Origin of the sequence: Infirmifilum sp. (assembly GCF_049970975.1) — an archaeon.
Taxonomy (GTDB): Archaea; Thermoproteota; Thermoprotei; order Thermofilales; family Thermofilaceae; genus Thermofilum; species Thermofilum uzonense.
The window spans coordinates 21,813-35,280 of sequence record NZ_JBMFLX010000010.1 but is presented as its reverse complement, the minus strand read 5'-3'; the positions used below and the strand labels follow the sequence as shown (position 1 = coordinate 35,280).

Here is a 13,468-nt window from a genome sequence, read left to right as displayed (position 1 = left end):
GAAGAGCACAGAGACACTCTTGAAAGCATCCTCGAGGAATGGTAAGCGGGGAAGACACACTAGAACCCCCAAGATTATAGCCTGGTGGGCCCGCCGGGATTTGAACCCGGGACCTCCGCCGATCTCCGGCGAACCCCATATACGAATTCCTTGTGCTCGCCGCGCGACTCGCTGCGCAAGGGCGACATCCTACCGCTAGACTACGGGCCCCCTGACAAAAATAATTCACAAAAGTCCAGGTTAAAAGTTTTTTCAGCCTTCGTGTGCCGTTCCTCATTCCTATTCAGACGGCAAGTCACTCATCATCATTTTTACACCTCTGACAAAAATATAAAACCATTAGCATTCCTAGAGGGTGATCGTTCTTTCAAGTAAATGATTGATGTACTGGCTTTTCCGAGAGATAGCGTTTTAAACTGTAAGATTACGGGCCGGCCGGGATTTGAACCCGGGTCCTACGGGTTAAAAGCCTCAACCTGCCTAGGAGGACTAGGCAAACCGTCGCTCTTCCTAGCTGAGCTACCGGCCCTGCCCGTATTTGTAGCAATATGATATAGGATATTAATTTTTCTCTTAAGGTCGCGTTTTCAGAGATAAAAATTCGAGTAGTTTCTCCCTATGCACCCTTTCTTGTTGTCTGGTGTCTCTGTATCTGACTGTGACTGTACCATCTTCCAGGCTCTGACCGTCAACTGTGATGCAGTAGGGGACTCCGACCTCATCAGCTTTTGCATAACGTTTCCCAATGCTTCCATCCTCGTCATAATAAACTCTGATGTGTTCGCGAAGTTCCTCATAGATCTCTCTTGCCAGGACATCAATATTGTCTCGCTTGACAAGAGGAAATATAGCAGCCTTGAACGGTGCTATTGAAGGTTTTATTTTTAAATATACTCGTTTTTCCTCCTTAACATAGGCTTCGGTCAACAGGGCTAGAATTACTCTTTCCAAGCCGAAAGACGGCTCTATCACATAAGGAATAACTTTTTCATCTCCGTCGACTATGTGGAGAGATTCCCCACTAAATTCCTGGTGCCTTCTCAGGTCGTAGTCCCCTCTATTTGAAATACCCTCAATCTCCTTCCAGCCCATGAAGGGGAAGTAATACTCAATGTCAAATGTCTGGACTGCATAGTGTGCGAGCTCTGTTTTCACGTGTTCTCGTACACGCAGGTTGTCAGGTGAAAGGCCTATACGCCAAAGCCATTTGAGGGACTCTGCTATCCAATACGCGTGCCACTTAGAGCCTATAAGACCGTTCTGGACTGCATCACCTATCGTGATCTTTTTAGCTGAATCTGTACCTTTCTCTTGATCCTCAGCGGTTAAGAGGTTAATCTTGAGATGTCGTATCGAGTCAAAATATGGGCATTCATCGAGTTTCCTTGGATTTACAAAGTATTCAATCTCCATCTGAATGAATTCTCGTAGCCTGAAAAGAAAGTTTCTCGGAGAGATCTCGTTCCTGAAAGCCTTTCCATATTGCGCTATTCCGAATGGAAGCGTAGCCCCCATTGTGAAAACTATATTCTTGAAATTAACGAAGATAAGCTGGGCTGTCTCTGGCCTTAGATAAACCGTGAAAGGGGGGTCCTTTTTCGGACCGAGTGCTGTTGCAAACATCAAGTTGAAAGTTCGAGGATCCGTGAGTTCGCCTCCGCATGAGGGGCATCTAATATTGTTCTCATGAATCAATTTCTTTAGGCTCTCAATTGAATAATCAACTACCTTAATTCCCAGATCCTCTAACAAATGATCGGCTCGGTACTCGGCTCCACACCTCTTACAAGTAACGATGTAGTCTATGAAGCTCTCAACGTGACCGCTAGCCTCCCACGTCCTTGGATGAGTTATTATGCTGCCATATATGCCATAGATGTCTTCTCTTTTTTCGACAAAAAACCACCACCAATCGTTTAGGATATTTCTCATTAGGTCTACTCCTAACGGTCCATAATCGTAAAAGCCGCTTAGCCCTCCATATATCTTCCCTGTAGGATAAAAGAAGCCACGTCTTACACATAGCTCAGTGAGCTCATCTAATGAAACTGCTCTGGGATTCCTGTCTCCCTCAGCGTTCATCCCCGATCCGGAATAGCTTCAAAGAGACATGTATTTAAGCTTCTGGTTTCACTGTTGGTAAGTTCTCTAATTTAAGAACAGCCTCTTTTCAGGGTAAGAGTCTCAAGGGCAGTCCTAACGAAATGTTTAAAAACAGGACTCTTAACGCTATCAACTAGTCTAAAAGTGAGGTTGATTATGCCTCGTAAACTTAATGTTCTTGAGCATGAGCTTGTACCGAAGTCTGTTTTACTTTCACGTGACGAAGCGAAGCGTATACTCAAAATAATGGGTTTAAAAAAGACAGAGTTGCCCTGGATTTTCTCAACGGATCCTGTGGCAAAGGCCTTGGGCGCTAAGCCCGGCGACGTTATTATGTTTATAAGGCAAAGCCCAACCGCTGGAGAGTCGGTGGCATTTCGTCTTGTAGTGCCAGGGTGATGTCTATGGAGAGCAAGGTATTAACTAGAGAGGATCGCTGGGAGGTTGTCAAAGCATATGTCAAGGAATTAGGTCTTGTGAGACAACACCTGGACTCTTTCAACATACTCCTAGAAAAAGGATTACAGGAAATCGTGGATGAGATTGGTGGTATAAAACTGGAGGCTCATGGTGTTGAGATAAAGTTTGGTAGGATAGAGGTGGGGGAACCAATATTCAAGGAGGCTGACGGCTCTGAGATCACTCTAACCCCGATGATAGCACGTCTGCGAAATATCACTTATGCTGCTCCCGTCTACCTAAACATGACACTATATGTGGACGGTGAAGAAAGAAAAACCGAGAGAGTCTTCATAGGAATGCTGCCTATAATGGTTAGAAGCAACAAGTGTATTCTATCCCGCATAAGCTCAGAAGAGGATCTAATAAAACTAGGAGAGGACCCCTACGACCCTGGCGGCTATTTCATAGTTAACGGCTCTGAAAGAGTAGTAGTAATGCAGGAGGATCTATCGGTAAACAGGGTTCTGGTCGACTACGGCGGTACAGGGACGTCTGTAACTCACACAGCGAAGGTTTTCTCGGTGGCGGCGGGATACAAGGTACCCATTACCGTGGAGAGAATGAAGGACGGAATGATTTACATAAGTTTTCCACATGTACCTCAGAGAATTCCCGTTGTTGTTGTTCTAAGAGCATTAGGGCTCCAGAAGGATAGAGACATTGTCTATGCGATTAGCAATAATCCTGAAATACAGCAAGAGTTCTTTCCAATCCTTCTTGAACAATCAAAGATTGCATCAACAGTAGAGGACGCGCTAGACTATATTGGTTCAAGAGTAGCCACAGGACAACCACGGAACGTTAGAATCGAGAGAGCTGAACAGATTTTAGACGAAAACTTTCTACCTCACGTTGGTCGAACAAAGTCTGCAAGATTGGCAAAAGCTTATTTCGTAGGACAGATGGTAGCCCGGCTACTAGAGCTAAAGATAGGGCTTCGCGGACCCGATGACAAGGATCACCTTGCGAACAAGAGATTAAGACATGCCGGGGAGCTTATAGGGCAGGTATTCAGGGTAGCCTTTAAGCAGCTAGTTCGAGAGATGACATACACGCTGGAGCGTCACATGACAAAAGGACGGGATATCAACATAATCAGTATAGTTAGACCTGACATTATAACCGATAAACTGCGTCATGCTCTTGCCACTGGAAACTGGGTGGGTGGAAGAACAGGAGTAAGCCAGATACTCGATAGGACAAACTACCTCTCTACACTATCTCATCTTAGAAGGGTTGTTTCTCCTCTCTCAAGAACTCAGCCTCACTTTGAAGCGCGAGAATTACACGCTACACAATGGGGGAGGCTTTGCCCAGTTGAAAGCCCTGAAGGACAGAACTGTGGCCTAGTTAAGAACCTGGCTTTGCTCGCAACCCTTTCCAACGGGTATAATGAGAGGGAAATCTATGAGTTACTCGTAACTCGCCTCAACGTTATACCCCTAGAGAGGAGTGTTGGTTTAAACGTGTCCGGAGCCCGGGTTTATCTCAACGGTAGGCTTATAGGATTTGTAGAGGACGGTGACGTTCTAGTCTCAACCATAAGAAGTTTGCGGAGACAGGGTAGGATTAGCCATGAGGTTAACGTAGCGATATACAAACAAGGACGCATCGAGGAAGTTTACGTGAATTGTGATGCTGGGAGATTGCGAAGACCCTTGATAATTGTCGAGAATGCCCAACCGAAGCTAAAGCCATCGCATATCAAGATGATACGCGAGGGGGCATGGACATGGAGCGACTTAATTCAGAACGGTATTATAGAGTACTTGGATGCTGAGGAAGAGGAAAACGCGCTTATAGCTGACTCCCCAGAAAAACTGACTCCGAAGCACACACACCTCGAAATAGTTCCCTCTGCTATCCTAGGCGTAATAGCGATGACCATACCCTTCATCGAGTACAATCAATCTCCCCGAAACTCTTACCAAGCAGCTATGGCTAAGCAGTCACTAGGAATACCGACTCTCAACTTCAAGCTTAGAATGGATCCCCGAATGCATATTATGTATTATCCACAGAAGCCATTAGTTAAGACTAGGATTTTTGACCTTCTCCCTATAGACTCTCTGCCCTATGGAACAAACATGGTTGTGGCTGTATTGACAGGCGGCGGTTATAACATACAGGACGCGGTCATAATCAATAAAGCCTCCATTGAGCGGGGAATGACGAGATCAGTCTTCTTACGAACCTACGAGGCCGAGGAGCGCAGGTATCCAGGCGGCATGGAAGACAAATTCGAAAAGCCGAGGCCTGAGGAGGAGCTCCTGGATCTTAAACCAATAGAAGCTTATGAAGCACTCGACGAGGTCGATGGAATAGCACACGTGGAGAGCGAATTAAAAGGAGGACAAGTAGTAATAGGGCGTACCAGTCCCCCCAGGTTCTATACTGGGACCTACGAACCTAGAACGATTTCTAGGAGAAAGGATACTTCGATAATTCTCAGGCACGGCGAGCGCGGCATAGTGGACAAAGTAGTACTTGTGGAGAGCCCAGAAGGTGTAAAGCTCGTAAAGGTTAGAGTCAGGGATCTGAGACCCACAGAGGTTGGCGACAAGTTTGCGTCGAGACATGGTCAGAAAGGCGTTGTCGGGCTTCTAGTCCCTCAGGAAGACATGCCATTCACGGAAGAGGGAATAACACCTGACCTAATCATCAACCCTCACGCGATACCTTCCAGAATGACTGTTGGACAACTCCTCGAGGCTATAACAGGCAAGGTCGCAGCTCTCTCAGGAAAACGCATAGATGCTACGGCTTTCGAGGCTCCTAGCGTAGACGACATTAGGGAATTGCTTAGAAGCTATGGATTTAGGAGCGATGGCAGAGAGGTTCTTTATAATGGGATAACAGGCGAAAAGCTTGAAGCCGAGATATTTATAGGAGTTGTCTTTTACGAAAAGCTACACCACCTTGTCGCGGACAAGATGCACGCTAGGGCGCGTGGCAGAGTACAGATACTCACCAGGCAGCCAACAGAGGGAAGAGCTAGAGAAGGAGGACTAAGGTTTGGTGAGATGGAGAAAGATTGTCTCGTAGGGCACGGTGCAGCTCTCCTACTGCGCGAGAGGCTCCTAGAAAGCTCCGATAAAACCACAATCTGGGTTTGCGAGAACTGCGGCTACACCGGATGGTTTGATGCCAAGAAAAATATTCCCGTATGCCCTGTATGTGGCGAAGAGAAGGGAAAGCTTCATCCAGTCGAAGTCTCCTACGCCTTCAAATTGCTTTTACAGGAACTTACTGGCCTAGGAATATCTGTCAAGCTACTGTTAAAAGACAAGATTTCGATATGAGGTGGTTCACATGAGTAATTCGCATAAAATTGTTGCTGGTGTTAAGTTCGGAATTCTATCACCTGACCTTATCAGGAAAATCTCGGTAATGCGTGTTGAGACGTCCGAGCTTTATGACGAGGAGGGACTACCGATACCTGGAGGCTTAATGGATCGTAGGCTTGGATCGATCGAACCAGGCACTACGTGTCAGACATGCGGTAATAGAGCTGTGAACTGCCCAGGCCACTTCGGATACATCGAACTGGCCAGACCTGTTATTCACCCCGAGTTCTCACCATATATCGCTAACCTCCTTAAGGCTACTTGTAGATACTGTGGAAGAGTAAAGCTACCGCAGGATAGGATCGAGACATGGAAGAAAAGAATAAACGCGGTGGCAAAACACTGGCCTCCGCTTAAATACAAATATGCACAAGCGATTATTAAGGAAGCTTCAAAGGTTCAAAAATGCCCCCATTGCGGTAGTCCTCAATACAAGATTAAGCTTGAGAAACCTTATACTTTTTATGAGGAGCGAGAAGGCGGGCTTATAAAACTTACACCTCTAGAGATCCGCGAAAGACTCGAGAGAATCCCAGACCAAGACCTTGAACTTCTAGGGTTGGATCCTAAAGAGGCCCGGCCTGAATGGATGGTTCTAAGAGTGCTTCCCGTTGTGCCTCCAAGCGTGAGGCCGTCTATCACGCTGGAGTCAGGTGACAGGAGCGAGGATGACCTCACCCATAAGTTAGTGGATATTGTACGAGTGAATCAGAGACTAAAAGAGAGTATAGAGGCTGGATCGCCGCCGCTAATAATAGAGGACCTATGGGGATTGCTTCAATATCATGTAGCCACATATTTCAATAATGAGCTCCCAGGGGTTCCTGCAGCGAAGCATAGATCAGGCAGACCCTTAAGGACACTTGCACAACGTCTAAAGGGTAAAGAGGGTAGATTTAGAGGGAGCTTAGCCGGAAAAAGAGTGGATTTCTCGGCACGAACGGTTGTGTCCCCGGACCCCAACCTGAGTATAAATGAGGTGGGCGTACCCGAGGACGTAGCTAAAGTATTAACAGTACCAGAAAAAGTGACCAGTTGGAACATAGAGAAACTACGAAGGCTCGTAATTAACGGGCCTGAAAAATGGCCTGGCGCAAATTATATCATAAGGCCTGATGGCTCGCGCATAGATCTTAGATACGTAAAGCATCGTGAAGAAGTCGCTCAAACCTTGAAGCCCGGGTTTATAGTTGAGAGACATCTCCAGGATGGGGATGTAGTTCTCTTCAATAGGCAACCTTCACTTCATCGTATGTCCATAATGGCTCACATAGTCAAAGTATTGCCTTACAAGTCATTCAGGCTGAACCTCCTAGTCACGATACCCTATAATGCTGACTTTGACGGAGACGAGATGAACCTCCATGTGCCTCAAAACGAGGAAGCACGGGCCGAGGCAAGAACATTGATGCTGGTCCAGGAGCATATAATGACTCCCAGGTATGGGGCACCCATCATTGGAGCAATCCACGATTATATAACGGGTGCGTACCTGTTAACCAGAAAGGATTCACTTTTTGACAAGCATAAAGCCACAACTCTGCTGTATAATGCAAATTACAAAGGATCACTACCCGAACCTGCCATTCTAAAACCAGGCCCCTACTGGACTGGGAAACAGCTAGTCAGCGTTTTCTTGCCCCCAGACATGGACTACGTGGGCAGGGCTGCCGTAGCGCCATCTTCCGGGAAATGTGACCAGGAGTTTTGTGAAAATGACGGCTATATCCTCATAAAGAACGGAAAACTCTTACTGGGCGTCTTCGATAAGCAGGCTATAGGTGCAGAAAAACACGGCACCGTACTCCATGAGATAATAAGGGAGTATGGCGTCGGGAAGGCTAAGGAAATCATGGACGGGTTATACAAGATGTTTATCATTTACCTCGATATGCATGGCTTCACGATGGGTGTTGACAGTATCGAGATCCCGGATGAGGCGCAGAGAGACATTGAGAAGGTTTTACGTGAAGCGGAACAAAGGGTCATGGAGCTTATAGAGCAATATAAGCGGGGCGAGCTACAGCCAATGCCAGGAAAAACGAGGAAAGAAACGTTGGAAGATCTAATCATGAACGTTCTAGCGGAGGCACGTAGCCGGGCGGGAGAAATAGCTGGAGCGTATCTCGGTCTAATGAATCACGCGGTCATAATGGCCAGGACGGGGGCTAGAGGTAGCATGCTGAACCTGACGCAAATGGCTGCCACCGTGGGACAACAGTCTGTTAGAGGGAAGAGGATCGAGCGTGGCTTCACCGAGCGAACACTGTCACATTTCGATAAAGGAGAGCTTTCCCCTGCCTCGAAAGGATTTGTTTACAGCAGCTTCCGTCGAGGCCTATCTCCCGTGGAGTTCTTCTTCCATGCTATATCCGGAAGAGAGGGACTTGTAGACACTGCTGTACGCACTGCTCAGAGCGGTTACATGTATAGGCGTTTGCAAAGCGCCATTCAAGACTTTTACGTGGCATATGACGGGACGGTTCGCAACAGTGAAGGGATGATAATACAATTCCGCTACGGTGAAGACGGTGTTGATCCCGCGAGAAGTGATCACGGTAAACCCGTTGATGTCGAAAAATTGGTTAAGAAGATTATCGCTTTGAGAGGTGAAGCATGATGAGAGAACCCATAAGTCCAGAAGAGTTATGGAGCGAGATTGAGAAATACCACGACATGTTGCCGCTTTCACTAAGGAGGGAATTATACGAAAAGATACTCGAGTACAAGCTTACTCGAGGTGAAGCTCTTCAAGTATTGGAGGAGGCCGTACGCAGATATCTGTCAAGCCTTGTAGCTCCAGGAGAAGCAGTCGGAATGGTTGCAGCTCAGTCTCTTGGCGAGCCTGCAACCCAGATGACGCTCAGAACTTTCCACTTTGCTGGTGTACGCGAGTTAAACGTAACTCTGGGTCTACCAAGACTGATCGAGATAGTGGATCTTAGAAGAGAGCCTTCAACACCTATGATGGAGATTTACCTGGAACCAGAAATAGCTACGAACGAGCAGGAGGCACTCAGAATAGCCAGGGAGATAGAACTAACAACAGTCGAGACCTTGAGCAAGAGTATTGTAATGGACTTTTATGAAAAAAGCATCATCCTCGAGTTGGACCCTGAAATGATGGAGAACCGCGGCGTTACTGTTGATGATATAGTTAAGGCCTTAAACCGGGTTAAGGGTAAGAAAGGAAAAATAGAGGTGTCGGAAGATAACTCCACGATAATATTCTACACGGAGCTCGAGGATCTTATCAAGTTTAGGAGAATGTATGACAGGATTCTCGACTTGCGCGTAAAAGGAATTAAAGGCATCAGACATGCAATTGTGAAACCAATTAGGGACGATAACGGCAATCTAAAGGAATATGTTATTCTAACCGAGGGTAGTAACCTCCAGGCTGTTTTGAATATAGAGGGAGTCGATCCTCGAAGGACTGTAACCAATAACATCATAGAAATATACGAAGTTTTAGGAATAGAGGCCGCAAGGGCTGCAATTATAAAAGAGATAAAGAAGGTTCTCGACGAACACGGATTAGACGTAGATTACAGGCACATCCTCATGGTTGCTGACGCAATGACCTATACAGGGAAAGTTAGGCAGGTGGGTAGGCATGGAGTTGCCGGCGAGAAAGGAAGTATACTTGCCCGTGCAAGCTTCGAGGTTACGGTTAAGAATTTGATTGAGGCTGCCATGCGAGGCGAGATTGATGAACTCAAAGGGGTTATAGAAAACGTTATAATAGAGAGTAAACCTATCCCTGTAGGAACAGGCGCTGTAAAGCTTAAAATGAAGTATCAGCGCAGTGTTGGTGAAGGTGAGGGTAAATGAGTAGTAGTGATCTAATTAGAGAATTACAGACGGTGTTAAAGACAGGAAAAGCTTTCCTAGGATATAGGAGGACAATTAAGGCGATAATCAACGCTCAGGCAAAACTCGTTATTCTCGCCCGGAACGCGCCCAGTCACATAAGTGAGGAGATAAAGTATTACGCTTCTCTATCGCAAATACCAGTATACGTCTTCAACGGGAGTAGCAGAGAACTAGGAGCTGCATGCAACAAGCCCTATTTGGTATCAGCTATTGCCATACTTGATCCGGGCGAGAGTAACATCTTAATGTTAACACAGGGAGCTACATGAGCCTGGCTTCGAGTGGACGCCGACTCGGCAATGAAGAGCTTCAAATGATGGGTCTATTTGAAAACATAACCAAGGTTCCGCCCAAGGATTGTGTTGTAGACACTCAATACAACCGCTTAATTTTCGTCGTCGATAAGGGTCTTGCGGGTCTCGCTGTAGGAAAAAACGGGTCGAAGATTCGAATGCTGAGAGATGTCTTTAAACGTGATGTGGAGGTAGTCGAGGATGGAGAAACTATCGAGGAGCTTGCAAAGAGCACTCTTTACCCTGCAAAAATAGTTCAGGTTGAGGTTAAGGAGGAGGGTGGCCGAAAAATAGTAGTAGCTCGTGCTGCCCCGGGTCAATTGGGAATAGCGATAGGAAGGCAAGGTAGGAATGCTTATAGAGCGAAGCTATTACTCTCAAGATACTTTGGAATAAGCGACCTTCGGGTGGTCGAGTTTAATCCTGGCTTAGCGGAGCCGCGTAATCAACCATAACTCAAGTTGGCGTAGCTTTAGACATAAAACTTTTTAAACCGTGAAAAGTGAGAACAAGCTGAAGTTTATGCCTGGCAGTAAGTCTCCAATGGGCATGTTTGCAGCACGCAAGCTAGAGCTTAAAAGGAAGAAGTTCCGCTGGAGCGATCTGGAGTACAAGCGTAGAATGTTACAGCTTAAGAAGAAGGTCGACCCTCTTGAAGGTGCGCCAATGGCCCGAGGAATAGTCATCGAGAAGGTTGGCATTGAAAGCCGTCAACCTAACAGCGCTGTACGCAAATGTGTAAGGGTTCAACTCATAAAGAACGGGAAAGTAGTCACAGCGTTTTTGCCTGGAGACGGCGCCCTCCTATTTATTAACGAACATGACGAGGTAGTAATTGAGGGAATAGGTGGACCGGAAGGCAGGGCTTATGGTGACCTACCGGGAGTCAGATGGAAGGTTATAAAGGTAAACGGGGTTTCTCTCAAAGAGATTCTACGCGGGCGTAAACAAAAACCAACGAGGTAATTTTATGTCGTCAAAACCCACTCTCCACGTTTTGGAAGGGAAGGATAAATTACTTGTTGTTTCCCTTGAGAACGTCACGCCTGCTTTTGCTAATAGTATCAGACGAGCTTTAATATCCGAGGTTCCGACGCTTGCTATAGATGAGGTTATTTTTACCGAGAACACGAGTGGGTTTTGGGACGAGTACATAGCTCATAGGCTAGGTTTAATCCCCTTTAAAATGAGCGAGGATTTGTACGATGCTCTAAGGGATTGCTACCAGAATCATGGAAATGAGTGTCAAGTAGTTTTCTCTCTTAATGAAGAGGCGCTGGAAAGACCAAAAACCGTTTTTAGCGGACATCTTAGGTTTGAGGGAATCGAAGGGATAATGTTCGAGAAAGAGAGAAATGAGGTAATAGTTGAACCAGTCTCCAAGTATATTCCGATAGTGAAACTCAACAAGGGACAAAAAATAGCTTTAACCGCCATTGCAAGGATGGGTGTCGGCAAGAATCATGCTAAATGGCAGCCTGTCACGGCTGTGGGGTACAAGTACAAGCCTATTGTTAAGGTCTTAAACCCTGAGGTGCCCGAGGAGAAGGCTAACAAGTTGATAAATATCTGTCCTAGAAGGGTCTTCGGGTATACTCAGGGGCGTATAGTTGTCATAAATGAGAATGCTTGTTCCCTCTGCCGCGAATGTGTTGAAAAATATCCCGATATAGTGCGCGTCGAGGGAGATCCATCTAAAATTATACTAACCATAGAGACGCTGGGGGGCCTGCCACCACGTAAACTCCTTGAAGTTGCGCTTGTGGTGTTAGACGAAAGGCTAAGCGCGCTCCACGACAAGATATCTGACGCCTTAAACGCCTTCCTAGCCCCTGCCCCTCCAGAAGCGCCCTCTGGTGGCGGGCAAAGTTTTTAACCCGTAAAGACATAGAGAGAGGGGTCTAAATATGCGTCGTACAATGTCTACAAACATTCATCTCAGGAGGCTAATACACTTCTTAAAGAAACAAAGTAGACAAAACGAGGCGTCGATATGGAGGGACGTTGCAGCATATCTATCAAAACCTCGCCGTAAACGCGTAGAGGTGAATCTAAGTAGGATAAACAGGAATGCAGATGACGGAGATATCATCGTAGTTCCAGGGAAGGTCTTGGGTAGTGGAGTATTAGAGAAAAAAGTTACCGTTGCAGCATGGAGGTTCTCTGAGCAAGCCTATCAAAAGATAAAAAGTGTTGGCGAAGCTATTTCTATAGAAGAGCTCTTAGAGCGAAGGCCAGAGGGTAAGAATATTAAGATTATCACCTGAGTCTAGGGGGGATACGTATGGATAACATAATAGTAATAGATGGTTCCAATCACATTGCTGGAAGGCTTGCCAGTGTTATCGCTAAAAAACTTCTCGAGGGCAAAAATATCGTTGTTGTAAACGCGGATAAGATCATCATAACAGGCAAGCCTGAATCTATAACTGCGACATACTTGAAAAGATGGCTGGAATGGAAGACCTACTACAACCCCGAGAAGCGGGGCCCAAAGTATCATAGGACGCCAGATAGGCTCTTCAAACGAATGGTGCGGGGCATGCTTCCTCACGATAAACCGAAGGGGCGTGAAGCCCTCAAAAGACTAAAGGTTTATGTAGGAGTCCCCGAGGAGTTCAAGGAGGCAAAGATGGTTAAAGTGGAAGAGGCCTTATTTAAAAACCCCCTTGTTCCATCTATAACACTTGGGGAACTATACGCTAGGCTCTCTAATAAAGTGCTTATGGGTGGTGCCGAGTGAGAGTTGTTCTAGCTTCCGCTCGACGTAAAACAGCTAGGGCTAGAGTTATAGTGAGAGATGGCAAGGGAAGGATTTTTATCAACGGAACTCCTCTCGAGGTTCTCGAACCTGAAGTTGTAAGGCTAAAGATCATGGAACCAATTGTCCTTGCAGGCGACCTGGTTAAGACGATAGACATTTTTGCTGAGGCTAAGGGCGGTGGCATAATAGGTCAGGCTTCAGCTATACGTACAGCTATTGCTAGGGCTATCCTAGAATGGAGCGGAAATGAGGAGTTGAAGAAAATCTACCTACAATACGATAGGCGTCTTCTCGTCGAGGATCCAAGACAGACCGAGCCCAAGAAACCGCATGGGCGCTCTGCACGGGCTAAGAGGCAGAAGAGTTATAGGTAAACTTAGATCATCTAGTATAAGTCAGGTATATCTCTTCAATTCTTTCATATTCTAGGATTCGGTCGACCAGGTCTACATGGGATAGAAACATTCTACGGCAGCAATACCTCTTTACTCCTAGGTCGTTTAAAACTTTCTCGGGATCTTCCCCATTTTTGACACGTGAAGCAAATTCGTACCATTTATCACCAATCAAGCTGCCACATGTAAAGCATCGTACCGGAAACAACACTAAGTTTCCACCAAAAC

Annotated in this window: 12 protein-coding genes, 2 tRNA genes and 1 pseudogene; 11 read left to right on the top strand and 4 right to left on the bottom strand. The window is 46.3% G+C overall.

All coding sequences use genetic code 11. The features are described 5' to 3' along the window. Positions 1–82 precede the first annotated feature (82 nt). The 3 genes from ACP5KC_RS03225 to ACP5KC_RS03215 all read right to left on the bottom strand — a co-directional run bounded on the left by ACP5KC_RS03225 (position 83) and on the right by ACP5KC_RS03215 (position 2,082). A tRNA-Val gene (locus tag ACP5KC_RS03225) sits at positions 83–210 on the bottom strand. A 217-nt stretch (positions 211–427) separates the two neighbouring features. Further along, a tRNA-Lys gene (locus ACP5KC_RS03220) sits at positions 428–529 on the bottom strand. Between the two features lie 44 nt (positions 530–573). Next, positions 574–2,082: a glycine--tRNA ligase gene (locus ACP5KC_RS03215; RefSeq protein ID WP_273434530.1), complete on the bottom strand. Its 1,509-nt coding sequence runs from the start codon at positions 2,080–2,082 to the stop codon at positions 574–576. 177 nt (positions 2,083–2,259) lie between these two features. Between ACP5KC_RS03215 and ACP5KC_RS03210 the strand changes: the two genes are divergently transcribed. The 11 genes and pseudogenes from ACP5KC_RS03210 (at position 2,260) to ACP5KC_RS03160 (ending at position 13,219) form a co-directional block, all read left to right on the top strand. Further along, positions 2,260–2,502 (top strand): DNA-directed RNA polymerase subunit H, encoded by a 243-nt coding sequence (locus tag ACP5KC_RS03210; protein ID WP_052884826.1) that lies wholly within the window; start codon positions 2,260–2,262, stop codon positions 2,500–2,502. Then, a complete protein-coding gene (locus tag ACP5KC_RS03205) occupies positions 2,502–5,867 on the top strand; it encodes a DNA-directed RNA polymerase subunit B (RefSeq protein WP_052883329.1) in 3,366 nt (1,121 codons plus the stop codon). Before ACP5KC_RS03210 ends, ACP5KC_RS03205 begins: the two co-directional genes overlap by 1 nt. Before the next feature lie 10 nt (positions 5,868–5,877). Then, positions 5,878–8,532: a DNA-directed RNA polymerase subunit A' gene (gene rpoA1 / locus ACP5KC_RS03200; RefSeq protein WP_052884827.1), complete on the top strand. Its 2,655-nt coding sequence runs from the start codon at positions 5,878–5,880 to the stop codon at positions 8,530–8,532. Between the two features lie 11 nt (positions 8,533–8,543). Beyond that, positions 8,544–9,746, top strand: a complete 1,203-nt coding sequence (gene rpoA2 / locus ACP5KC_RS03195; RefSeq protein ID WP_394326351.1) for a DNA-directed RNA polymerase subunit A'' — start codon at positions 8,544–8,546, stop codon at positions 9,744–9,746. Further along, the gene (locus ACP5KC_RS03190) at positions 9,743–10,057 is read left to right on the top strand and encodes a 50S ribosomal protein L30e (protein ID WP_273433064.1); all 315 of its coding nucleotides are present in this window, start codon (positions 9,743–9,745) and stop codon (positions 10,055–10,057) included. The genes rpoA2 and ACP5KC_RS03190 overlap by 4 nt, the downstream gene beginning before the upstream one ends. Beyond that, on the top strand, positions 10,054–10,536 hold the full coding sequence (locus tag ACP5KC_RS03185) for a NusA-like transcription termination signal-binding factor (RefSeq protein ID WP_052883331.1): 483 nt from the start codon (positions 10,054–10,056) through the stop codon (positions 10,534–10,536). Before ACP5KC_RS03190 ends, ACP5KC_RS03185 begins: the two co-directional genes overlap by 4 nt. A gap of 67 nt (positions 10,537–10,603) precedes the next feature. After that, complete coding sequence (locus tag ACP5KC_RS03180; RefSeq protein WP_273433063.1) at positions 10,604–11,047, top strand: 30S ribosomal protein S12; 444 nt, start codon at positions 10,604–10,606, stop codon at positions 11,045–11,047. A gap of 4 nt (positions 11,048–11,051) precedes the next feature. Next, the gene (locus ACP5KC_RS03175; protein WP_428286830.1) at positions 11,052–11,957 is read left to right on the top strand and encodes a DNA-directed RNA polymerase subunit D; all 906 of its coding nucleotides are present in this window, start codon (positions 11,052–11,054) and stop codon (positions 11,955–11,957) included. A 13-nt stretch (positions 11,958–11,970) separates the two neighbouring features. Then, positions 11,971–12,348: pseudogene (locus ACP5KC_RS03170) on the top strand (50S ribosomal protein L18e); the annotation flags it as partial. A 17-nt stretch (positions 12,349–12,365) separates the two neighbouring features. Next, complete coding sequence (locus tag ACP5KC_RS03165; protein ID WP_236944885.1) at positions 12,366–12,824, top strand: 50S ribosomal protein L13; 459 nt, start codon at positions 12,366–12,368, stop codon at positions 12,822–12,824. Next, positions 12,821–13,219: a 30S ribosomal protein S9 gene (locus tag ACP5KC_RS03160; RefSeq protein ID WP_052883334.1), complete on the top strand. Its 399-nt coding sequence runs from the start codon at positions 12,821–12,823 to the stop codon at positions 13,217–13,219. The genes ACP5KC_RS03165 and ACP5KC_RS03160 overlap by 4 nt, the downstream gene beginning before the upstream one ends. 7 nt (positions 13,220–13,226) lie before the next feature. On the opposite strand, the gene ACP5KC_RS03155 is transcribed toward ACP5KC_RS03160, so the two are convergent. Further along, complete coding sequence (locus ACP5KC_RS03155; RefSeq protein WP_191118589.1) at positions 13,227–13,451, bottom strand: DNA-directed RNA polymerase subunit N; 225 nt, start codon at positions 13,449–13,451, stop codon at positions 13,227–13,229. Positions 13,452–13,468 lie beyond the last annotated feature (17 nt).